Source organism: Microbulbifer sp. YPW16, from assembly GCF_021290385.1.
Classification (GTDB): Bacteria; Pseudomonadota; Gammaproteobacteria; order Pseudomonadales; family Cellvibrionaceae; genus Microbulbifer; species Microbulbifer zhoushanensis.
Window position 1 is genome coordinate 2,459,190 of the sequence record NZ_CP089928.1, and the last position, 22,920, is coordinate 2,482,109.

20 protein-coding genes are annotated in these 22,920 nt (G+C 64.8%); 6 read left to right on the forward strand and 14 right to left on the reverse strand.

Features of this window, described 5'->3' with window-relative positions:
• Positions 1-22: 22 nt before the first annotated feature.
• On the reverse strand, positions 23-1,156 hold the full coding sequence (locus LVE68_RS10545; protein ID WP_232940274.1) for a TRAP transporter substrate-binding protein: 1,134 nt from the start codon (positions 1,154-1,156) through the stop codon (positions 23-25).
• Positions 1,157-1,278: 122 nt separating this feature from the next.
• Complete coding sequence (gene uvrD, locus LVE68_RS10550) at positions 1,279-3,492, reverse strand: DNA helicase II (RefSeq protein WP_232940275.1); 2,214 nt, start codon at positions 3,490-3,492, stop codon at positions 1,279-1,281.
• Between the two features lie 177 nt (positions 3,493-3,669).
• Here uvrD and hexR point away from each other — a divergent pair, with 177 nt between their 5' ends.
• Both hexR and LVE68_RS10560 read left to right on the forward strand, forming a co-directional pair.
• The gene (gene hexR, locus LVE68_RS10555) at positions 3,670-4,524 is read left to right on the forward strand and encodes a transcriptional regulator HexR (protein WP_232940276.1); all 855 of its coding nucleotides are present in this window, start codon (positions 3,670-3,672) and stop codon (positions 4,522-4,524) included.
• Positions 4,525-4,662: 138 nt separating this feature from the next.
• Positions 4,663-5,922 carry a multidrug effflux MFS transporter gene (locus LVE68_RS10560; RefSeq protein WP_232940277.1) on the forward strand — a complete coding sequence of 420 codons (1,260 nt, stop codon included), beginning with the start codon at positions 4,663-4,665 and terminating at the stop codon, positions 5,920-5,922.
• Positions 5,923-5,936: 14 nt separating this feature from the next.
• Here LVE68_RS10560 and gstA read toward each other — a convergent pair whose 3' ends face one another.
• Both gstA and LVE68_RS10570 read right to left on the reverse strand, forming a co-directional pair.
• Positions 5,937-6,542: a glutathione transferase GstA gene (gstA, locus tag LVE68_RS10565; protein WP_232940278.1), complete on the reverse strand. Its 606-nt coding sequence runs from the start codon at positions 6,540-6,542 to the stop codon at positions 5,937-5,939.
• 62 nt (positions 6,543-6,604) lie between these two features.
• Positions 6,605-7,024 (reverse strand): secondary thiamine-phosphate synthase enzyme YjbQ, encoded by a 420-nt coding sequence (locus LVE68_RS10570; RefSeq protein ID WP_232940280.1) that lies wholly within the window; start codon positions 7,022-7,024, stop codon positions 6,605-6,607.
• A gap of 87 nt (positions 7,025-7,111) precedes the next feature.
• On the opposite strand from LVE68_RS10570, the gene LVE68_RS10575 reads away from it, so the two are divergent.
• Complete coding sequence (locus LVE68_RS10575) at positions 7,112-7,666, forward strand: hypothetical protein (RefSeq protein WP_232940282.1); 555 nt, start codon at positions 7,112-7,114, stop codon at positions 7,664-7,666.
• Positions 7,667-7,692: 26 nt separating this feature from the next.
• Here LVE68_RS10575 and LVE68_RS10580 read toward each other — a convergent pair whose 3' ends face one another.
• The 3 genes from LVE68_RS10580 to LVE68_RS10590 form a co-directional block, all read right to left on the reverse strand.
• A complete protein-coding gene (locus LVE68_RS10580; RefSeq protein WP_232940284.1) occupies positions 7,693-8,664 on the reverse strand; it encodes a glutathione S-transferase family protein in 972 nt (323 codons plus the stop codon).
• 114 nt (positions 8,665-8,778) lie between these two features.
• Complete coding sequence (locus LVE68_RS10585; RefSeq protein ID WP_232940286.1) at positions 8,779-9,180, reverse strand: DoxX family protein; 402 nt, start codon at positions 9,178-9,180, stop codon at positions 8,779-8,781.
• A gap of 129 nt (positions 9,181-9,309) precedes the next feature.
• Positions 9,310-10,197, reverse strand: coding sequence for a LysR family transcriptional regulator (locus LVE68_RS10590; protein ID WP_232940288.1), 888 nt, complete (start codon positions 10,195-10,197; stop codon positions 9,310-9,312).
• Between the two features lie 218 nt (positions 10,198-10,415).
• On the opposite strand from LVE68_RS10590, the gene LVE68_RS10595 reads away from it, so the two are divergent.
• From LVE68_RS10595 to LVE68_RS10605, 3 genes are read left to right on the forward strand one after another with little or no spacing between them, the layout of a single operon-like run.
• A complete protein-coding gene (locus tag LVE68_RS10595; protein ID WP_232940289.1) occupies positions 10,416-11,294 on the forward strand; it encodes a pirin family protein in 879 nt (292 codons plus the stop codon).
• Between the two features lie 47 nt (positions 11,295-11,341).
• The gene (locus LVE68_RS10600) at positions 11,342-12,685 is read left to right on the forward strand and encodes a cation:proton antiporter (protein ID WP_232940290.1); all 1,344 of its coding nucleotides are present in this window, start codon (positions 11,342-11,344) and stop codon (positions 12,683-12,685) included.
• Between the two features lie 36 nt (positions 12,686-12,721).
• Positions 12,722-14,587 carry a monovalent cation:proton antiporter-2 (CPA2) family protein gene (locus tag LVE68_RS10605; RefSeq protein ID WP_232940291.1) on the forward strand — a complete coding sequence of 622 codons (1,866 nt, stop codon included), beginning with the start codon at positions 12,722-12,724 and terminating at the stop codon, positions 14,585-14,587.
• 99 nt (positions 14,588-14,686) lie between these two features.
• On the opposite strand, the gene LVE68_RS10610 is transcribed toward LVE68_RS10605, so the two are convergent.
• From LVE68_RS10610 to pdhA, 7 genes are all read right to left on the reverse strand, one after another.
• Positions 14,687-14,914: a hypothetical protein gene (locus tag LVE68_RS10610; protein WP_232940292.1), complete on the reverse strand. Its 228-nt coding sequence runs from the start codon at positions 14,912-14,914 to the stop codon at positions 14,687-14,689.
• A 58-nt stretch (positions 14,915-14,972) separates the two neighbouring features.
• Entirely contained in the window at positions 14,973-16,595 is a 1,623-nt protein-coding gene (locus tag LVE68_RS10615) for a Na+/H+ antiporter (RefSeq protein WP_232940293.1), read from the reverse strand.
• A 235-nt stretch (positions 16,596-16,830) separates the two neighbouring features.
• Positions 16,831-18,660: a glutamine--fructose-6-phosphate transaminase (isomerizing) gene (gene glmS / locus LVE68_RS10620; RefSeq protein WP_232940294.1), complete on the reverse strand. Its 1,830-nt coding sequence runs from the start codon at positions 18,658-18,660 to the stop codon at positions 16,831-16,833.
• Positions 18,661-18,732: 72 nt separating this feature from the next.
• The gene (locus tag LVE68_RS10625) at positions 18,733-19,503 is read right to left on the reverse strand and encodes a DeoR/GlpR family DNA-binding transcription regulator (protein WP_232940295.1); all 771 of its coding nucleotides are present in this window, start codon (positions 19,501-19,503) and stop codon (positions 18,733-18,735) included.
• A 108-nt stretch (positions 19,504-19,611) separates the two neighbouring features.
• The gene (locus LVE68_RS10630) at positions 19,612-20,793 is read right to left on the reverse strand and encodes a dihydrolipoamide acetyltransferase family protein (RefSeq protein WP_232940296.1); all 1,182 of its coding nucleotides are present in this window, start codon (positions 20,791-20,793) and stop codon (positions 19,612-19,614) included.
• On the reverse strand, positions 20,790-21,773 hold the full coding sequence (locus tag LVE68_RS10635) for an alpha-ketoacid dehydrogenase subunit beta (RefSeq protein ID WP_232940298.1): 984 nt from the start codon (positions 21,771-21,773) through the stop codon (positions 20,790-20,792). The genes LVE68_RS10630 and LVE68_RS10635 overlap by 4 nt, the downstream gene beginning before the upstream one ends.
• Positions 21,773-22,882, reverse strand: coding sequence for a pyruvate dehydrogenase (acetyl-transferring) E1 component subunit alpha (pdhA, locus tag LVE68_RS10640; RefSeq protein ID WP_232940300.1), 1,110 nt, complete (start codon positions 22,880-22,882; stop codon positions 21,773-21,775). Before pdhA ends, LVE68_RS10635 begins: the two co-directional genes overlap by 1 nt.
• Positions 22,883-22,920 lie beyond the last annotated feature (38 nt).

Consider the following 22,920-nt stretch of genomic DNA (forward strand, 5'->3'; position numbering starts at 1 on the left):
GGGGCCACAGGGCCCCGTTTTTTTAATCCGCGCTAATGGCTCTGGTCTGGTAATAAGCCTCTTCGCTGATGCGATGATAGGGGATCACATCGTCCCTGAATTCCTTGAAGGCCTCGTAGACCCGCGCGAACTGGGGGTCCTCGGCTGCGGTCTCCTCCAGGATTTGCCGGTTTACCTTCTTCAGGTGCGCCAGCACCTCGTCCGGCAGGCGCCGCAGTTGCACACCGTGCTCCTTCACCAGTTCCTGTAACGCGCGGTTGTTGCGCGCGGTGTACTCATCGAGCATATCCTGGTTGGCGTCGCGGGCGGCCACGCGCACGATTGCCTGCAGGTCTTTCGGCAGCTTCTGGAACGCGGTCTTGTTGACGATGATCTCGAGGATCGAGCCGGGCTCGTGCCAGCCGGGGTAGTAGTAGTACTCGGCGATCTGGTGGAAACCGAAGGCCAGGTCATTGTAGGGGCCGACCCATTCGGTGGCATCGATGACGCCGGTCTGCAGGGCTGTGTAAAGCTCGCCGCCGGGAATGGTGACGGCGGTACCACCGGCCCGGTTCAGTACCTCGCCCCCGAGGCCCGGGATACGCATCTTGAGGCCCTGCAGGTCCTCTACCGAGTTGATCTCCTTGTTGAACCAGCCCGCCATCTGCACGCCGGTGGAACCCCCGGCCATGGGGATCAGGTCAAACGGCGCATAGAGTTCTTCCCACAGTTCGCGGCCGCCGCCGTAGTGCAGCCAGCCGTTCATCTCCTGGGCATTGAGGCCGAAGGGCACGGCGGTAAAGAACTGTGCCGCCGGCACCTTGCCCTTCCAGTAATAGGCCGCGCCGTGGCCCACCTGGGCAGCGCCCTCGGACACCGCACCGAATACCCCCATCGCCGGCACCAGCTCCCCGGCACCGTATACCTTGATCTTCAGACGCCCGTCGGACATCGCCTCCACCGTGCGGGCAAAGCGCTCCGGCGCACTGCCGAGGCCGGGAAAGTTCTTCGGCCAGGTGGTGACAAGCTTCCACTCGAAAGTCTCGCGACTGCCGTCCTCGGTGAACTGCCGGGCCGGGCCCTGTTCCGAGCGGGAGACCACCAGCGCGCCGAAGGTAATGACCAGCAGGGCCAACAGGCCGAGGATGACGGGGGGATACCAGTTAATTTTTTTCATGTTTTTTATTGTCGGGTTTTCGATCTTCGCCAGTGGGGATACTGGCAAAGTTACGTGCAAGAGTCACCCGGTGCTGCTGTCAAATCCCGGCCCGCGCCGGGATAGCGGGCCGGCTCCCGAAACTACAACGGCTGCAGCTTGGCCATCGCTACCACCAGCCACTTGCTGCCGGCATCGTCAAAATTGACCTGCACCCGGGCCCGCGGGCCGCTGCCCTCGAACTGCACCACGGTGCCCTCACCGAACTTGGGATGCTCCACCCGGCCACCCAGGGCCAGCGGCGGCAGGTCGTCGTCGAAATCCGGCGCCGGGTCGGAGAAGCGTCCCACCTTGCCATAATCCGGGTTGAACAGGGGGCGCGAGATCTCGGTCTTGAGGCGCACCTCGTGCACCAGTTCCGGCGGTATCTCGCCGATAAAGCGCGACGGGCTGTTGAAGGTCTCGCTGCCGAACAGGCGCCGGTTCTCGGCGTAGGTGATATAGAGCTTCTGCATCGCGCGGGTAATGCCCACGTAACAGAGCCGCCGCTCCTCCTCCATGCGCCCCGGCTCCTGCGCCGACATCTTGTGCGGGAACAGGTTTTCCTCCACCCCGGCCATGAACACCAGCGGGAACTCCAGCCCCTTGGCCGAGTGCAGGGTCATCAGCTGCACCGCTTCCTCGAACTCGTCCGCCTGGCCCTCGCCGGCATCCAGCGCGGCGCTGTCGAGGAACTGGTCGAGCAGGGAGGGCTCCTCCACCTCGACCCCGGACTCGTCCGGCGGCACCTCGATGCCGTCGAAGCTCCGGCAGGCGCTGACCAGCTCCTTGAGGTTTTCCACCCGGGTCTGGCCCTTCTCGCCCTTTTCCTTGCCATGGAATTCCAGCAGGCCACTGGTCTCGATCACGTCCTCGGCGATGGCATCCAGCTCCCGGTCCACCGCATCGGCTGCCAGCCGGTTGACCAGCTCCAGGAAGCCCTGCAGGGCATTGGACGCGCGCGCCGCCAGCACCCGCTGGGCCACCATCTGCTGCGCCGCCGCCCACAGGGAGCAACCGTGCTCGCGAGCGAAACCGCGCACGGCGTCGACACTGCGCGCGCCGATGCCGCGGGTGGGGGTATTCACCACACGCTCGAAGGCGGTGTCATCGTGGGGGTTGCTGATCATGCGCATGTAAGACAGCGCGTTCTTGATCTCCAGGCGCTCGTAGAAGCGCTGGCCGCCGTAAATGCGGTAGGGCACCCCTTCCCGCAACAGGGCCTCTTCCAGTACCCGCGACTGGGCATTGGAACGGTACAGGATGGCGACGGAGTCGCGCGGGTTGCCATCGCGCACCCACTGCTCGATGCGCTCGACAATAAAGCGCGCCTCGTCCTGCTCGTTGTAGGCAGAGTAGAGGGAGATGGGCTCGCCTTCCTCGCCCCGGGTCCACAGCTCCTTGCCCAGGCGGCCGGCGTTGTGCTCGATCACCGCGTTGGCGGCCTTGAGGATGGTGCTGGTGGAGCGGTAGTTCTGCTCCAGGCGTACGGTCTGCACATCGCGCATGTCACTGGCGAAATGCTGGATATTCTCGATCTTGGCGCCGCGCCAGCCGTAGATCGACTGGTCGTCATCCCCCACCGCGGTAATGTGGCACTGGTCGCCGGCCAGCAGGCGCAGCCAGGCGTACTGGATGGTGTTGGTGTCCTGGAATTCGTCCACCAGGATATGGGGAAAGCGCTGGCGGTAATGGGCCAGTACGCCGTCGTTGTTCAGCCACAGTTCGTGGGCCCGCAACAGCAGTTCACCGAAATCCACCAGGCCGCCGCGCTGGCAGGCTTCCTCGTAGGCGAAGTAGATGCGCACCATGGTCTGCAGCCAGGGGTCGCCGCCGGCCTGGATGTACTGCGGGCGCAATCCCTCGTCCTTCTGGCCGCCTATCCACCACTGGGTCTCCCGCGGCGGCCACTTGGCCTCGTCCAGCCCCAGGTCGTTCTGCACCCGCTTGATCAGGCGCAGCTGGTCATCGGAATCCAGGATCTGGAAGTTCTGCGGCAGGTTGGCCTCTTTGTAGTGGGCCTTGAGCAGCCGGTGGGCCAGGCCGTGGAAGGTGCCCACCCACATGCCGAAGGTGTTGACCCCCAGCAGTTCCTCGATGCGCGCGCGCATTTCGCGGGCCGCCTTGTTGGTGAAGGTCACGGCGAGTATGGAGTAGGGCGAGGCCCCCTCCACCTGCATCAGCCAGGCGATGCGGTGCACCAGCACGCGGGTTTTGCCGGAGCCAGCGCCGGCCAGTACCAGCTGGTTGCAGGGCGGTGCCGCCACCGCCTCGCGCTGGGCGTCGTTCAGGGGGTCTAGAATCTGGGATACGTCCATGGAGCGGGATTGTACCAGAGCTGGCGCCGGAACCCTGTGTAAATAAACAGGTTTTTGGTCAGTCCCGAAGCCGGGACAGGGTGCCGGCGCTGAACGAAACAGCCCGGGCCCTGCAATCGCTCGCCACAGCCGTGGGCAACCGCTAAACTGCGCGTCTGTAATAAGGAAGGAAGTCCCGTGAAGCCGGCGGAAGTCACGCAGAAAATCAGCGAACAGCTGTCCTCCATGCGCAAGTCCGAGCGCAAGGTGGCGGAGTATATCCTCGCCAACCCGGATGAGATCATCCATATGCGCATCGTGGACCTGGCTACCGAGGCCCAGGTGAGCGAGCCTACCGTGGTGCGCTTCTGCCGCGCCGTGGGTTGCTCAGGTTTCCAGGAGTTCAAGCTCAACCTGGCGCAGCAACTGGCCTCCAGCCCCAGTTTCGGCCAGATCGCGGTCACCGAGACCGACACCATCGCCGAGTACAAGCGCAAGGTGTTCGACTCCACCGTGGACACCCTGCTCAACGTGCGCGACAAGATCGACGCACGGGCGCTGGAGGCGGCCGTCTCCGCCATCGCCGCCGCCAAGCGTGTGGAGTTCTTCGGTTTCGGCGCCTCGGGCGCCGTGGCCAGTGACGCCCAGCACAAGTTCTTCCGCCTGCAGCTGGCCACCGCGGCCCACTCCGACCACCACATGCAGAACATGTCGGCCATGTCGATGGAGCCCGGTGACGTGGTGGTGGCCATCTCCCAGAGCGGCCGTACCAAGGCGCTGCTGCACTCCATGGAAATGGTGAAAGAGCAGGGCGGCACCGTCATCGGTCTGGCGCCCAGTGGCTCGCCGGTAGCCCAGCGCTCCACCATCCCGCTGGAAGTGGACGTGGAGGAGGATATCGAGATCTATACCCCGCTGTCCTCGCGCATCGCCCACCTGGTGGTGATCGATGTGCTCGCCATCGGCGTGGCCCAGCGCAAGGGACCCCAGCTGCAGGAGCACCTGCTGAAGCTGAAAAAGGGGCTGTACACCCTGCGCGAGGACCAGCGCTGAGCCGCTGGCGACCACTGCGCTGGCCGTGACGCCCCCGCGCCGCTAACATGCGCCCGGCCCTGACGGCCCGGGGCGCCGCAAACCGCGACTGCCCTTCACCTGAACCGACTTCGACGCCACCGGCGTGCCGAGAACCTTATGCATCCAACTCCCGCCGGGGAGGAGTCGGCGCCGTCCCGTTCGCTCGCCCTGTGGCTGGCGGCGCTGGTGGCGCTGACACCGTTTTCCCTGGACACCTACCTGCCGGCAATCCCGGCCATGGCCGACTCCCTGGGCAGCGGGGTGGCACAGGTGCAACACTCCGTCTCCAGCTTCCTGCTGGGGTTCGCGCTGGGACAGCTGACCGGCGGGCCCCTTTCCGACCGCTGGGGGCGGCGCACGGTCGGCACCATCGGCCTCACCATCTACCTCGGCTGCACCCTGCTGATCCTGTTCGTCACCAACGTACAGCAGCTGATCGGCCTGCGGTTGCTGCAGGCCTTTGGCGGCGGCTTTGCCACGGTGATCTGTGCCGCAATCGTGCGCGACCTGTACAGCGGCCGGGCGGCAGCCAGGGTGATCTCGATGATCAGCACCATGATGCTGGTGGCGCCACTGATGGCACCTGTGATCGGTTCCGCCCTGCTGGAGGCCGGCGGCTGGCGCGGCATCTTCGTGTTCCTGCTGGCCTATGGCGGCGCGATGATGATCCTGGTGCGCCTGCTGCTGCCGGAAACCGTGTCACGCTTTACCCGCGCCCGCCGCAGCCTGGCGCCCAAGCGCATGCTGGCGCGCAACTACCTGGAGGTGTTGCGCAATCGCCGGGCGCTGGGCTTCCTGGGCGCCCAGGCCTTCGTCAGTGGCTCCATGTTTATCTACATCACCACCGCGCCGTTTGTGTTCATGGAGTATTTCGGCGTGCCTTCCAGCCGCTTCCCGCTGTTCTTTGGCAGCTGCGTGGTGGGGTTGATCGTGATGGTGCAGGTGAATATCCGCCTGCTGAATTTCTTCGAGCCACGGCGCATCCTGCTGGCGGGGATTGGCCTGCAGATCCTCGGCTGCGGCCTGCTGTTTCTGGGCACACTGACCGGTATCCGCGAGCTGTCCCTGTGGATGGTACCGCTGGTGCTGACCATGTCCTGTATCGGCATCACCGGGCCCAACGCAGCGGCCTGCTACCTGGAGTTCTTCCCCCGTATCAGCGGCAGTGCCAACGCCTTCTATGGCGCCAGCCTGTTTATCAGTGGCGGGGTGCTGGGCGGCATCGTCAACGGGCTCCACACCGGCACCCTGGTGCCGATTGCCGGCACCATGTTCGGCTGCGCAATCAGTGCAATGCTGCTGGCCCTGTTCGTGGCCCGGGCACGGCAGCCAATCGAGGTCCGGCAACCGCCCCCCAGGCGTTTCGCGGCCGGCTGACCCGGCAACACGGCTCAGTTGCCCAGCAGGCCCTCTTCACGCAGGGCCCGACGGACACCGGGACGGTTGCGCACCCGCTCCTGGTAGGCCTGCAGGCGCGGCCAGGATTCGGTGTCGATATGCTGGCGCTCGAGCCAGCTGGCGATGGTGAACAGGTAGGCGTCGGCGGCAGTAAAGCTTTCGCCCATCAGGTAGTCCGGCCCCAGCTTGTCCTCGATAAAGTCGAAGCGCTGGTGGATTTTCTCCCGCGCCGACTCTTTTTCCGCATCAGTGCCGTTCCAGAACAGCGGCACAAAGCTCTTGTGCACTTCAGTGGAAATAAAGTTGAGCCATTCCTGCATGTGGTAGCGCTCACGGCTGCCGGCGGGGGGCGCCAGCCCGGCGTCCGGCGCCTGGTCGGCCAGGTACTGCACCACGGCCGGGACCTCGGTCAGGACCTCACCATCATCGATGCGCAGGGCCGGCACATAGCCCTTGGGGTTGATATCGCGGAAGTCATCACCGTCCTCAGTCTTCTTCTTGCGCAGGTCCACCCGGCACAGGTCCAGGTCGATACCCGCCTCGCAAGCGACGATATGCGGCGCCAGCGAACAGGCGCCGGGTGAATAGTAAAGCTTCATGATCGCTCCTGGTTTCTCCTGATCATGGGCTGGAGTATAGGAAGCGGCGCGGCTGGCGAAGGCTACTTGCCGATGATCTTTACCAGCACCCGCTTGCGCCGGCGGCCGTCGAACTCGCCGTAGAAGATCTGTTCCCAGGGACCGAAGTCCAGCTCACCCCCGGTCACCGCCACCACCACTTCGCGGCCAAACAACTGGCGCTTGATATGGGAGTCGGCATTGTCCTCACCGGTGTCGTTGTGGCGGTACTGGTCGATGGGGCCGTAGGGCACCAGCTGATCCAGGAAGCGGGTAAAGTCCCGGTGCAGCCCGGGCTCGTCGTCGTTGATAAACACCGAGGCGCTGATGTGCATGGCATTGACCAGACACAGTCCCTCACGGATACCGCTCTCCTGCAGTGACTGCTCTACCTGCGGCGTGATGTTAATGAATTCCGTGCGTTTTTTTGTATCAAACCACAGTTCGCGGCGGTAACTGTTCAATTTATCTTCCTCCCGTTTGCAATATGCTGGCGTCTGCAGAGTCGCTGTATTTGAACCAATCAACAGTCAAAAGTCATGGAGGATGACATGTTGCCAAAGACCCTGAACCGCTGGCTCCTTGCCGCCGTTATTTCCTGCGCCACGGGAACCGCTGCCAGCCAGGCTACGGAAGAGAAATCACCACAGGAGGGCGGGGTGCCCCAGGCCCGGGTGGATGCCCAGCGGGCCCTGCTGGAAGAGCAGCGGCAACTGGAGGAAAAACTGGTCGCCGTGCTGGAGGATCCCTCGGGCGCTGCACGCGCCTTCGGGCAACTGCTGTCGGCCGGCGACCGACGGCAACTGCAGGCAGGTTGCTCATCCCTGGCCCGAGACCCGGACAACGCCCGCGCCCGCACACTGTTGCAGGACTTTATCGACCGCTACAGCGAACAGCCGCGCCGGGTGATCGCGCGCTACTGCTTCGGCCCCAGCCTCAACCAGCTGCACCAGGAAGTCCGCGCCACCCGGCGCGCCCTGCAACAGCGCCCCGCCGCCAGCCAGGTGGGTGAATTCGATTTTCGCTTCCAGCGACTGGAGGGCGAGGCGCAGGAGGCGCAGCAACGCTTCACGGCGATTCGCAGGATCATGCTCGCCCGGCAATAGGCGCCGGCCCGCCGGGGGTGCGCTGCCTAGCCGCGCCCGTGCGGCGCCGAATAATCCAGTTCCGGCCCCTTGGGCACGATACCCGTGGGGTTGATGGTGTCGTGGCTGGCGTAGTAGTGGGTCTTGATATGGTGAAAGTCCACCGTCCCCGCCACCCCGGGCCACTGGTAGAGCTCGCGCACGTAACCCCAGAGATTCGGATAATCCGCCAGGCGCTGCTTGTTGCACTTGAAATGCCCGTGGTAAACCGGGTCAAACCGCACCAGGGTGGTGAACAGGCGCCAGTCCGCCTCGGTGATGCGCTCGCCACACAGGTAGCGGTTATTGGCGAGCCGCTGCTCCAGCTGGTCGAGGGTACTGAAGAGGGGGTCGTAGGCTTTTTCGTAAGCTTCCTGCGTCGTGGCGAAGCCCGCACGATAGACGCCGTTGTTTACATTTTCGTAGACAATATCGTTGGTGGCGTCTATATCACCGCGCAGTTCCGCAGGGTAGAAATCGTCCCGGTTACCGGTGATTTCGTCGAATGCACTGTTGAACATGCGGATGATTTCCGCCGACTCATTGCTCACCACACACTCGCGCTGTTTGTCCCACAGCAGGGGCACGGTAACCCGGCCGCTGTAGTCGGCGCGGTTGCGCGTGTACAGCTGGTGCAGGTAGTCGGCACCGTAGAGCCTGTCGCCACTGCTGCCCTCGTCTTGCTTGAAGGTCCAGCCGTGCTCATGCATGTAAGGACTCACTACGGATACATCGATCAGGTCCTCGAGCCCCTTGAGTTTGCGGAAGATCAGGGTCCGGTGCGCCCAGGGGCAGGCGAGGGATACGTACAGGTGGTAGCGCCCCGGCTCCGCCTTGAAGCCCCCCTCGCCACTGGGGCCGGCACTGCCATCGACGGTGATCCAGTTGCGTAGCTGGGCCTGCTCGCGCACGAACTCGCCCTCGCTCTTGTCGGTGTCATACCAGCGGTCCTGCCACTGGCCGTTGACCAGCAATCCCATGGTCGCCTCCTGAAACGGGTCTTTATCGGTTAGCGTATGTTAAGGGCAAAGCCCTGCCGGGCCGGGCACAACAGCGCCCGGCCCGGTGGGGAAAGAACCCGGCAGCCGCCGGGCTCAGCTGCGGGTGCGGCTGAATATATGGTCCACGCTGAAGCGCCCGGCACCGGCGCAGGACAGGATGATGAAGCCGCCGGCGATGGTGATGTTCTTCATAAAGGAGATCATCTGTGCCTGGTCGCCCGGGACGTAGTGAAACAGCAGCGCACTGGCGAAACAGAACAGGGCCAGGCCCAGTGCGGCCCAGCGGGTCAGGAAGCCGAACAGGATGGCCAGGCCGCCGCCGAGCTCCGCCAGGATTACCAGGGGCAGGAGTGCTCCGGGCACACCGGCGGACTCCATATACGCCTGGGTCCCTTCATAGCCGCCGATCTTGCTCCAGCCGGCGACAATAAACATCCACGACATCAGCACCCGGCCCACCAGCTTGGCGCTGTCACAGAGAATCGGGTTGGTCATCGGTCTTCCTCTCTTTTCCTGGCAGTTATTACGGGCGTTGCAGGTTGCCCGTTACTGCCTTCAGTCTAGTTCCAAGAATCAAGAAGAAAACCGCAAAAAATCGCGGGAATCGTTCGAAATTTTAAGAAATCAGTCCAGCGGCGCCAGACCGTTACGCAGAGCCTGGATCAGGAACGCCGCCGCCGGGCCGGTTTTGTCACTGTCGGCGTAGACCAGGTAGACGGTGACCTCGCGCTCCCAGGGCTCCTCCATGGTGAGCGGCAGCATCCGGTCCGCCAGCAACGATTCACGCAGGCGGGTTTCCGGCAGCCAGGCAAAACCCAGGCCCCGCTCGATCAGCTCGATCGAGGTCTGCACGTTGCTGACGGTGATGCGCTGGTCGGAACCCAGCCAGCCGGAATCCTGCCGGTTGCGCACGGCGGAGTCGCGCAATACCACCTGGCGGGAGGCTTTCAGGTCCTTGCGCGCCACCGGCCGGCCCAGGTGGTGCAGGGGATGGTCCGGGTGGGCCACGGGAATAAACCGCACCCGTGAAACCGGCTCTCCCACGAAGCCCTGCGGCACCCGGCCCGAGAGAATAAAATCCGCCTCCTGTTGCAGCAGTAGCTCTTCGGCGCCGGACAACACCGTCTCGCGCAACTCCAGGCGGGTATGGGGAAAGCGACTGGCAGCCTGCTCGATGGCGCTGAACAGGCAGTCGTAATCAAAGATCACATCCACTGCGAGGGTCAGCACGGCTTCCTCGCCGCTGGCCAGGCTGCCGGCCACTGCCTCCAGCGCCTCGGCCTCGTTAAGGAGCCCGCCGGCGCGCGCCAGCAGGATGCGCCCGGCATCGGTGAGCTCGGCCTTGCGCCCGCGCACCTGCAGCAGGTCGACCCCGAGGCTCTCCTGCAGTTTGTGCACAGCGTGGTTGATGGATGACTGGCTCTTGTGGACGGCCTGGGCCGCCTGGGAAAAACCGCCGTGCTCCACCACGGCCTGGAACATGCGCCACTGTTCGAGGGTTACCTTGGCCATCTGCCACTTCTTCCTTGCCGGGGCGCGGCAGCCGGCGCCGCGCCCACACTTGATGATCGGGCCCGGGGCCTCGCGACCATCGGGTAGCGGCGCTGTTGGACCCGGGTTTCTGACGAATAATTCGAACACAACGCGCGATTATTTGCCATTTTTATCCGAATTCATCGGCTTATACTGCGACGATCATCACTGGCAACCAGATCCCACAGGAGGTGCCCATGAGCACATTCGAACTTCGCCCCGGAGCCCGGCCACTGGTCCGCGGCGTTGCCAGCCAGGCATCCGCAGATGGCGCGGGCGTGAAAATCCAGCGGGTGGCGGGCTTCGAGAGCCCCGATTTCAGCCCATTCCTGATGCTGGACGAAATACGCTCGGAGAACCAGGACGACTATATCGCCGGTTTCCCGCCCCACCCGCATCGTGGGATCGAGACCCTCACCTATATGCTGCACGGCGAGTTCGAGCACCAGGACCACCTGGGCAATCGCGGCGCGGTGTCCTCCGGCGGCGCCCAGTGGATGCGCGCCGGGCGCGGCATCATCCACTCGGAAATGCCCGCGCAACCGGAGGGTGGCGACACCGGCATGCACGGCTTCCAGCTGTGGATCAACATGGCCGCCGCCGACAAGATGGGTGCGCCCACCTGGCGCGATATCCAGGCGACGGAAATGCCGGAACTGGCACTGGACGACAGTGGCTCCTCCATCCGCCTGGTCGCCGGCCGCTGGACCATCAATGGCGAGGCTATGGAGGCGCCGCTGACCGAGGCCGCCGCCGACGCTGCCGTGGCGGATGCCCGCCTGGCGGCGGATGCGGAGGCCGACCTGCCGCTGCCACAGGACCACAGCGTGCTGGTTTTTGTCTACCGGGGTGCGCTGCTCACCGAGCGGGGCCGGGTCGGTCGCGGCAACTTGTTGTTGTACGGTGCCGGTGAGTCGCTACAATTGCGCGCCGATGGGCAGGGCGCCGGCCTGCTGTGCCTGCATGGCCGCCCGCTCGAGGAGCCCGTGGTGCATTACGGCCCGTTCGTGATGAACAGCCGCGAGGAAATCGAGCAGGCGCTGCGGGACTACAATAACGGCACCCTGGCTGGTTGATTCCCGGCCAGGCAACGCCCGGCCGCCGCGCGCTCTCGCGTGCGGCAATGCCCTTTTCCCGCAACCAGTACCTGCAGGCAGTGGAGAGCCCCGGCGGCATGGAAGTCTATTACACCTTTTGTTTCCTGGCCGCGGTGTCGGTATTCCTGGGGTTCCTCAACCAGTATGTGCTGCGCGCGCAGAGCACCATCGCGATCACTGCCGGTGCGCTGGCCCTGTCGCTGGCGGTGATCGGGCTGGGCAAACTGGGAGTGCTGGACCTGCGGGACTGGGCCGACCAGTTGCTGCCCCTGCTGAACCTGGAAGATCTGCTGCTCAAGGGCGTGCTGGGGTTCCTGCTGTTCGCCGGCAGCCTGCATATCGACCTGCTGGCGCTGCGCAACCAGCGCGTCGAGATCGCCATGCTGGCAATCGTGGGCACACTCATCTCCACTTTTGTGGTTGCGGGCCTCCTGTACTGGCTGTTGCCGATGCTGGGTATGCAGGTGGCCTTCGTCTACTGCCTGCTGTTCGGCGCCCTGATCTCACCCACCGATCCCATCGCGGTACTGGCGATCATCAAGAGCCTGCATGCCCCGGAGCAAGTCTCCATCCAGGTGGAAGGGGAGTCGCTGTTCAATGACGGCTTTGGCATCGTGCTGTTCACGGTGATCTTTGCCGTGGCATTCGAGGGTGGTGAGCCCACTGTTGCCGCCGTATCAGAACTGTTCGTGATGGAGGCGTTTGGCGGGATCGCCATGGGGCTCTTCATTGGCGGGCTGTTCCACTGGCTGATCTGCGCCACCAATGACCACAGCCTGGAACTGCTGCTGACCCTGTGTATCCCCACCGCCGGCTTTGCCTTCGCCAATATCGTCGGCGTCTCCGGTGCCCTGACCATGGTGGTGAGCGGTATCATCATCGGCAACTTCACCCGCGAGCGCGGGTTTTCCCGGGTGAGCCAGCACGAGCTGGACAACTTCTGGAACATCACCGAGGAATTCCTCAACGGTATTCTGTTCCTGCTGGTGGGGCTGTTCCTGATCACCATCGACCTGGGCCCGTTCGAATTCATGCTGATGGGGGCGGCGATTGTCATCGTGCTGCTGGCCCGGGTGGCGGCGGTCACTGTACCGTTCACGGTGCTGAAACGCTTCCGCCGTTACCACCCGTACAGCGAGCGCATTCTGATCTGGGGCGGCCTGCGGGGCGGGCTGGCGCTGGCCCTGGCGATGTCCATCCCCGCCGGCCACCTGCTGGTGCAGGGAGAGGACCTGCGCCACCTGTGGGTGGTGATGACCTACGGCGTGGTAGTCTTTTCCATTGTGGTGCAGGGTTCCACCATTGCGCCGCTGATCCGGCGCAGCCGCGGTATCCGCGAACCCGAGGCGATGGCGGCCGCGGATACCTGACCCGACTCCCGATAACGACAATACAGAATCATTTCCATGGAACACGGCGGATTTCTCGTACAGGCAGTCATCTACCTGGCAGCTGCAGTGGTCGCGGTGCCGCTGGCCACGCGGCTGGGGCTGGGCTCGGTGCTCGGTTACCTGCTGGCCGGTGTCGCCATCGGTCCCCATGCCCTGGGCCTGGTGGGCGATACCACCGAGGAGCTGCATATCGCCGAGTTCGGTGTGGCGCTGATGCTATTCCTGATCGGCCTGGAACTGCAGCCGCGCAAGCTGTGGCAGATGCGCGGGGCCATCTTCGGCACCGGCAGCGCCCAGCTGGCACTGACCGCCGTGGCGGTGGCCCTGATCGCAATGCTGATGTACGAGGAGAGCTGGCGCGCGGCGCTGGCCATCGGCCTGATCCTGGGCCTGTCCTCCACCGCCATCGTGCTGCAGTCGCTGACCGAGAAAAAACTGCTGCGCACCGAGGGTGGGCGCGGCGCCTTCGCGGTACTGCTGCTGCAGGACCTGGCGGTGATCCCGATCCTGGCACTGCTGCCGCTGCTGTCGGGCAGCCCCCCGGAGCCGGACCAGGACGGCCTGTCGGGCTGGCGTTACGGCGCCGCGGTAATCGGCACCATGGTGGCCTTCGGCCTGGTGGGCCGCTATGTGCTGGGGCCGCTGCTGCGACTGGTCGCCGGCAGCCAGCTGCGGGAAATGTTTACCGTTACCTCGCTGCTGATTGTCATGGCCTCGGCGGCGGTGATGAGCTGGCTGGAACTGTCACCGGCACTGGGCACTTTCCTGGCCGGGGTGATCCTGGCGGAGAGTGAGTTCCGCCACGAACTGGAGGCGGATATCGAGCCCTTCAAGGGCCTGTTACTGGGGCTGTTCTTTATCGCCGTGGGCGCCAACCTGAATTTCAACCTGGTGGCGGAGTACCCGCTGCTGCTGCTGGGCCTGCTGGCCCTGCTGGTAGCGGTCAAGTTCGCGGTGCTGTTTCTGCTGGCCAGGGTGACCGGCATGTCCCGCGGCGAGGACTGGCTGTTTGCCCTGTCGCTGGCGCAGGCGGGGGAATTCGGCTTTGTGCTGGTGTCCTTCGCGGCCCAGAACCGTGTGCTCGACAGTGTGACCGGCAACCTGCTGATTGCCCTGATCGCCCTGTCCATGGCTATGACGCCGGTGCTGCTGCTGATTTATGAAAAGTGGATACAGCCACGCTATAGCGGGGGCAGCGACAGTGGGCGCGAGTCGGAAGAGGCGGCCCCACAGGATGAGGGCTCCCCGGTGATCATCGTCGGCTATGGCCGCTTCGGCCAGATCGCCGGGCGACTGCTGAATGCCTGCGGTTTTGAAACCACGCTGCTGGAGCGCAATGCCGCGCAACTGGACATGGTACGCCGCTATGGCATCAAGGCCTATTACGGCGATGCCTCGCGCGAGGACCTGCTGCGTGCGGCCGGCGCCAAAAACGCGCGGGTAGTAATCCTGACGCTCAGCGACCAGGCCGCGTCACTGGAGATCGTCACCCAGCTGCAGAAGCATTTCCCGCACCTGACCATCCTGGCGCGGGCGCGCAACCGCATGCATCACTATGCACTGATGGAAGCCGGGGTTAAGTATATTTTCCGCGAAACCGTGGACTCGGCCCTGTCGATTGGCGAAAAAGCCCTGGAGTTGCTGGGCCTGAGCCCGCTGCAGGCACGGCGCGCGGCACGCAAGTTCAAGCAGCACGACCAGCGTATGCTGGAGTCGCTGTTCCCCTACTGGCGCGACGAATCGCAGCATATTGCGCAGACCAAAATCTACCGCGAACAGCTGCTGCAGGCCCTGCGCGAGGACCGCCGCGACCGCGACCTGCACCTGGACCACCACTGGGACCGCGACGAAACTGCTTCCAAGCCGAAGGCCGGTATGTGATCCCTCAGTTGCCGCCACGCAGGCGGTAGTGCACAAAGATATTGCTGAATCTCTCTCTCGAGCGGCAGGGGGCGCCCCGCGGGACAGTCGCGCCCCCTCTTAGAACAGTATCTCCCCAAGTGCCAGCAGCAGGTGGTACCTGCGGCAATTGTGGTCCTCGATCAGTAGTGGCCACGGCTGGTCCACCTCCTGGTCGACATTGATGATCACACTGGCCACCTGGGTCCTGCCGCGGTCCCGGTGTGGCTTGAGCACCGCACCGGGGTTGTAACGCCGGATCCCGAACACATGGGTCGACGCCAGTCGCAAGTCACAGTTGGGACCCACCGGGCGACATCCTCAGCTGACTTCGCCCGGCTACACATTGCCGGGGTGGCAGGTGTTGTTACTTGCTGATGGTGAGGCTCGCCTCCAGCAGGTCCACTTCCAGTACCAGCTGGCGATGGAGATCATCGTCGATCTTTCCTTCAATACGCAGGCGATACAGCTGTTCCCGTTCCGCCGACAGTGCTGCCAGGTGGTACTCGCGCTTGTGATTGGCCAGTGCACGGTCCCGCCTGTTTCCGGCCCGGCCTCCCGCTTGCAACCGGCGCCGGTAGTGTTCGAGCAACTTGTCCACTGCTTGCAGGGCGGTGCCTTCCCCGTCTGCACCCAGGGATGCGCGCACTGATTCCAGGCTGGCAATGGCCGCCCGGGTCGCTGCCACGCGCGCCATCCGCTCATCGCCAGTCGTCGGCTGCTCGCGCACCCGCGGTAACCGCCGTACCAGTGGGGGCAGGGCGACACTTGCCAGCAGCAGGGAAAGCAGGATCACTCCCATGGCCAGCACAATCGCCAGCTGCCTGCCCGGAAACGGAGCACCGTCCGGCAACAGCAGTGGCAGCGACAACACCCCCGCCAGCGTCACAGCACCACGTACACCCGCAACCGCGGTAATCGCTACCAGTAACAGGCGCTCGCGCGCATTACGGATCTCGCGGTGAATGCGCGACAGGTAGATAGAGGCCCAGACCCAGGTGAAACGCAATAGCAGAAGCATGGTGGCGATGGCCGCGACATAGCCCAGCAGGACCCAGTTATCGACGATGGCACTGTGGCGTGCCCCGTCCAGGTCATCGGTCACCACTCGCACCAGCTGTTCACCCAGCAGGATAAAGATTATCCCGTTGAGTATGGCCTGCAGCGTATCCCACACCGCGCCGCGCGCCATACGCGTGGCGGCCAGCTCCGGGCCGTACAGGCTCACGTAATGGGTCGCGATACCGGCGCTCGCCGCAGCCAGGATCCCTGAACCGCCAAGTTGTTCCGATGCCAGGTAGGCGGCAAAAGGCACGAGCAGGCTCACCAGGATCTGCACGCCGGTATCCTCGCCACCCAGGCGGCCCAGCCAGCGCAGTGCATAGCCACAGGCGAATGCAATTCCGGCACCCGTGGCGACACCGGCCACCACCATGCCAATAAAGCCCACCGCGGTCCCGGTCAACGAAAAACTGCCGGTGACCACCGCCGCCACGGCAAAGCGGAAAACATCCAGTCCGGAGGCGTCATTGAGTAAAGCCTCACCTTCGAGGATATGCCTCAGGCGCGGCGGCAGGGGGGTACTTCCCCGTACCGCGACCAGCGCCACCGCGTCGGTGGGCGCGAGAATGGCGGCTACGGCAAAAGCCACCGCCAGGGGTATTGACGGAATCAACCAGTGGATAAACAGGCCTACGCCCACCACTGTGAACAGCACCAGCCCCACTGCAAGCGTCAGTATCGGCCGCAGTTCACCGAAGAAGGTACCCTTGGGGATGCGCCAGCCGTCCAGGAACAGTAGCGGGGGGATAAACAGGAGGAAGAAGATTTCCGGGTCCAGGGGAATCCGCACGCCGGCGACACCGGCAAGCAGCACACCGATGGCAATCTGTACCAGCGGCAGCGGCACGCGCACGGGGCTCAGGCGGACGATGATTCCGCTCAGCGCCACGGCAGCCAGCAACACCAGGGACAGGACAACGTAATGCATACGGTTGGTCTTGGGACCTGCAGGGGAAGTGGTGATAGCCTGTTTTCGCCGGGCAGAACGCCCCGCACGGGCACATAAGCCGGCGTCAATGCACTGCAGACCGGCGACGGCGCCACAAGTTACCGGAGAGGTGAAAGTATAGAAGGGCGGCGGGAATGGCGGGGGCTCGACGGGATCGCCACTGCCCCCGGAACCCGCCATGCAGGTCCCGGGGACAATATTATCGGGCGGCCGGTTACTCCACCGTCACAGACTTGGCCAGGTTGCGCGGCTGGTCCACATCGGTGCCCTTGAGCAGGGCCACGTGGTAGGAGAGCAACTGCAATGGCACCGTGTACAGGATCGGCGCCAGGCTGTCCGGGGCATCGGGTACTTCCACCACAGTGACACCCGGTTCGCTGGTAAAGCCCGCATTGGGGCTGGCAAACACAAAAAGCTCGCCGCCGCGGGCGCGCACTTCCTGCAGGTTGGACTTGAGTTTTTCCAGCAGCTCGTCGTTGGGTGCCACCACCACTACCGGCATGTCGCCATCCACCAGCGCCAGCGGCCCGTGCTTCAGCTCACCGGCGGGGTAGGCCTCGGCGTGGATATAGGAAATTTCCTTGAGCTTCAGCGCGCCCTCGAGGGCGATCGGGTATTCGACCCCGCGGCCCAGGAACAGGGTGTGGTGTTTTTCCGCGAAGGCCTCGCTGGTGGCCTGCACCAGCTTGTCGAGGCCGGTGAATTCCTCCATCAGGCCCGGCAGCTGGTGCAGGGCCTGCACCAGTTCGGCCTCGCGCCCGGCAGACAGGCCGTTGACCTTGGCCAGCGCGATACAGAACAGCTGCAGGGCCACCAGCTGGGTGGTGAACGCCTTGGTAGAGGCCACGCCGATCTCCGGCCCTGCCTCGGTCATCAGCGACAGCTCCGATTCCCGTACCAGCGAACTGTTGGGCACATTGCAGATGGTCATCGAGGCCAGGTAACCCAGCTCCTTCGCCTGGCGCAGTGCCGCCAGGGTGTCGGCGGTCTCACCGGACTGGGAAATGGTGACAAACAGGGTGCCGGGACGCACCGCGGTGCGGCGGTAACGGATCTCGCTGGCCACCTCCACCGCGCAGGGAATACCGGCCCAGTCTTCCAGCCAGTAGCGCGCCACCAGCCCGGCGTGGTAGCTGGTGCCACAGGCGACAATCTGCACCTGTTTTACCTCCGGCAGGATTTCGTTGGCGCGGGTCCCCAGTGCCTCGGCCAGCACCGACTCGCTGCCGATGCGGCCGGCGAGGGTGGCCCGCACGACTTCCGGCTGCTCGAAGATTTCCTTCTGCATAAAGTGGCGATAGCGCCCCTTGTCCGCCACATCGTGGCCACCGTCGAGTTTCTGCACCGGGCGGCTCACTTCCTGGCCGGCGCGATCGAAAATGGCAATACCATCGAGTGTCACCTGGGCCACATCGCCTTCCTCCAGGAATACGAAGCGGTCGGTGACCTGGCGCAGGGCCATGGGATCGGAGGCGATAAAGTTTTCCTCGATGCCCACACCGATCACCAGGGGACTTCCGGCACGCGCGCAGACCAGGGTCTGTGGTTCCCGGGCACTGATCACCCCCAGGGCATAGGCACCCTCGAGCTCACGGGTGGCGGCGGTCACAGCCTCCAGCAGGCCCAGGCCCTCGCTGGCCAGGGAGTGGACCAGGTGCACCACCACCTCGGTATCGGTATCGGAGGCAAACTCATAGCCCAGGCCCTGCAGGCGGGCCCGCAGGTCGCGGTAGTTCTCGATGATGCCGTTGTGGACCAGGGCGATATCACCAGACACGTGCGGATGGGAGTTGAGGTCTGAGGGCACTCCGTGGGTGGCCCAGCGGGTATGGGCAATGCCCAGCCGACCCGTCGCCGGCTGTGCCGCCAGCCGCGCCTCGAGTTCCGCAACCTTGCCCTCGCTCTTGCGCAGCTGCAGTTGCTGCCCGCCATCCACCAGGCAGACACCGGCGGAGTCGTAGCCCCGGTACTCCAGCCGCCGCAGCCCCTCCAGCAGGATTTCGTTCACATTGCGCTGGGCCAGCGCGCCGACAATGCCACACATAGGAAAACCTCAGTTTCGATTCTTTACCGACCCATCTACCCCAGGTAAACCGGCCACAAACTCTCACTTGCCTCAGGCGTGAGTGCCCACTTCGGCACACACCACCCGCACCCCGAGCCGTTCCAGCGCGGTGCGCGCCCCATCACCCAGCCCGGCATCAGTCACCAGGGTATTCACCTGGTCCCAGGGCAGTTCCTGGTTGGGAATCCGTCGCCCCACCTTGCTGGACTCGGCCAGGACCACCACCTCGCGGGCCACCTCCGCCATTACCCGGGAGAGGCCGATCTGCTCATTGAATGTGCAGGTACCACGCTCCAGGTCTATGCCGTCGGCGCCGATAAAGGCCTGGTCGAAGTCGTAGCCGCGCAGGACCTGTTCCGCCACGCGCCCCTGGAACGCCTCGAAATGCGGGTCCCAGGTCCCCCCGGTCATCAGCAGGGTGGGCTCGTTCTCCAGCTCCCGCAGCGCGTTGGCCACATGCAGGGAGTTGGTCATGACTACCAGGCCGCGCCGGTGGTCGAGCTCGGGAATCATCGCCGCGGTAGTGCGGCCGTAATCAATCACGATACGGTGGTGATCCGGTATCAATCCGGCCGCGGCGCGGCCGATGGCCCGCTTGACCTCGGAGGGGGCCTCTTCCACCACCAGCTCCCGTGGCACCGGGATGGCGCCGCCATGGCGGCGCAGCAACAGGCCGTGGCCCTCCATGGTGGTGAGGTCCTTGCGAATCGTAACCTCGGAAGTTTCGAATTTCCGTGCAAGCTGTTCCACGCTGGCCTCTCCCGCTTCGTTCAGGAGGGCCATGATCTGGTGCCGGCGTTGCTGGGTGTTGCGCTTTGACATGGTGCATCAAGTTTCACTTCGAAACTTAAAGATAGCAAATCGAAAGGAAAGTTCCCAAGGAAAATTTTCACATCGCTGGAAGCAGGGACTGCAATAGAGCCTGCGAGGCTAGCTGGACAGGGCGTTCACCAGGGCCTGTAAAAAACGCGCCAGCTCGCCGCCGGTCACTGCCCGGTGATCGGCACTGACCGACAGGGGCAGGAGCGGACGGGCCGCGGGCTTGCCCCCCACGGCGACCACCCCGTCGTAGGTACGGCCGGCCCCGACAATCGCCACAGTGGGTGGCATCACTACCGGGGTGGCATAGCGCCCGCCCAGGGCACCGAAGTTCGACAGCAGGATGGTTCCCCCCTGCAGGTCCTCGCGGGCGATACCGGTTTCGCGGGCCTGGTCCTTGTACTCACCTATCTGCTGCAGCAGGTCAGCATCGCTGCAACTCGCCACGTCCCGCAGCACCGGCACGAACAGGCCGCGGGGAGAGTCCACCGCCAGGCCGATATTGATCGCCGCTGATGGCTGCAGCTGCCCGTCCTCGTAGAGCGCATTGAGGTGCGGCTCTTCCACACACGCCTGCTGTATCGCGCGGACCAGTCGTACCGTGGCGTTCTGTTCGCCCCACCAGCTGGAGATATCCACCTCGTCGCACAGGGTCATCGGTGCCACCTGGTCCCTGGACCGGCTCATGGCCAGTGCCATTGCCCGCCGCGCCGGGGAATCCGCCGGGCCAGCCACGCCCTGTTTGCGCTCGCCTGTTTCCCGCTGTGCCGCCGTGGCGGCAGGCCCTTTCTCGCGATCCCCGGCCAGCCGGCGCACTTCGGCCTCGGTAAACCGTGCTTCCCGCGGTTGGTGCCGCTCCAGGTCGACCCCCAGCCGACGCGCCAGGGCACGCACACCCGGGGTCGCCCGGCGTGCCTCCCGCTCTCCCGGCGCCTGTTCACTGCCCAGCATCTCGCTGCCGCCCTGGATACGGCCAACCACGGTGCCGGCATCGGCCGCCGCTGTTTCCTCCGCCGGTGGCGCAGTTTTTTCGCCGGTTTCCCGCCCGGTTTCGGCCCCGCTGTCGGCAAAGCCCACCAGTGGCTCGCCTACCTCGACCGTGTCACCTTCAGCGGCGTAGAGCTTTTCCACGATACCGCCACGGGGGGCGGGCACCTCCACCAGGGCCTTGGCCGTTTCCACCGTAACCAGGCTGTCGTGGGCGCCGATGGAGTCCCCCTCGGCCACATGCCATTCGCGGATCACCGCATCCGGCAATCCCTCCCCCAGGTCCGGCAGCTTGAACACCTTCATGCCGGGTACTCCAGGGTGCGGCGAACACCGGCCAGGATTCGGTCCACGTCAGGCAGGTAGTGGTTCTCCAGCCGGTAGTAGGGCATCACCGTGTCATAACCGGTAACCCGGCATACCGGCGCGTCGAGCAGGTCGAAGGCGTACTCATTGACCTGGGCAATGATCTCCGCTCCCAGGCCTCCAAACCGTGCCGCCTCATGGATAACAACGCAACGGCGGGTTTTCTCCAGTGAGTCGATGATGGTGTGGATATCCAGGGGCTTGAGGGTGGCCGGGTCGATCACCTCTGCCTCCACACCCTCACTGGCGAGCGCCTCGGCCGCCGCGAGGGTCTCCTTCAGTGCGGCACCCCAGGCCACCAGGGTGATATCGGAACCCTCGCGCAGGCGGAAACAATGATCCAGCGGCAACGCCTCGCCATCATCCGGCACTTCCTGGCGGGCGGCGCGATAGATCCGTTTGGGCTCGAGAAATACCACCGGGTCTGGGTCGCGGATGGCGGCCAGCAGCAGGCCGTAGGCGCGTGCAGGTGAAGACGGCACCACCACCCGGAGTCCGGGAATATGGGCGAAGAGTGCCTCGGTACTCTCGGAGTGATGCTCCGGGGCGTGAATCCCGCCGCCGTAGGGGGCGCGATAGACTATGGGGCAGGACAGGCGGCCACGGGTGCGGTTGCGCAACCGGGCGGCATGGTTGAGTACCTGGTCGAACCCGGGATAGATAAAGCCCATAAACTGGAATTCCGCCACCGGCCGCAAGCCCTGGGCCGCCATGCCGATGGCGATGCCGGCAATCATATTCTCTGCCAGCGGTGTATCCAGTACCCGGTCAGTGCCAAATTCGGCCTGCAGCCCGTCGGTGGCGCGGAAGACACCGCCGTTGACGCCCACATCCTGGCCGAACACCACCACCCGCTTGTCCTGGCGCAGTTCGTGGGCCAGGGCGAGTGTCACCGCCTCAACCAGGGTGATGGCGGCCATCAGGTTTCGTCCCCCGCCGGCCGCGCGGTCCCGACCTCGGCGCACTGCTCCAGCAGCGCCTCGGGCAACCCGGCGTATAGATGGTCGAACATGGCGGTAGGAGCATCCGGTTCCCGCTGCCGGTATTCCCGCAGTTCCCGCTCGAGGATTTCCGCCAGTTCACGCTGCAGCTCCTCCTCGCGCCCGTCATCCCAGAGACCCGCGTGCTCCAGGTAACGCCGCAGCCGCTGCAGTGGTTCGCGAGCACGCGCCTGCTCCAGCTCCTCCGCCGGGCAATAGCGCGATGCATCATCGGCGGTGGTGTGGTCGCTGAGGCGGTAGCTTACTGCCTCGATCAGCATCGGCCCAGCCCCCTTGCGCGCGCGCTCGATCGCATCGGCCACCGCGGCGCGCACGGCAATCACGTCGTTGCCGTCCACCTGCAGGCAGTTGATGCCGGCGGCCACCGCCTTCTGGGCAATGGTGCAGGCCGCCGTCTGGGCCCGGCGGGAGACCGAGATGGCCCACTGGTTGTTGTTGATCACGAACACCACCGGCAGTTTCCATACCCCGGCCAGGTTGATTGCCTCGTAGAAATCCCCCTTGGAGGTGGCCCCGTCACCGGCGCTGGATACCGCCACCCTGGGTTTTGCCCCCATCTCGCGCTGCTGGTAGGCGAGTGCGAACGCCACCCCGGCGGCGTGCAGTAGCTGCGTGGCGATAGGCACGCACAGGGGGAAATCCTCCCGGGCATGGGCAAAATCCTGGCCGCGCTCATCGCCGCCCCAGATCGCCAGGATCTCGGCAATAGTGACGCCGCGCTCCAGCAGGGCGCCGGTTTCCCGGTAGTAGGGGCAGTAGATGTCGTCCTGGCGCAGGGCGCTGCCGGTGCCGACGCCGATGGCCTCCTGGCCCAGGCTGGAGGGGTAGGTGCCCAGCTGGCCGGTGCGCTGCAGCTTCACGGCACGATCATCCACCAGCCGTGCCAGCGCCATCTGGCGGTAAAGCGCGAGCAGCGTATCCGGGGTAGCGAAGTCGGGCAGTGCCTGGGTCGCGCGTCCCTCCTCGTCGAGATACTGCAGGTGGGCAATATCGAACGAGGCTATCAGGTGCAAGCGGGGTTTGTGCATCGGGTAATTCCCTTTATTCCCGATGCGCAAGTGTAATG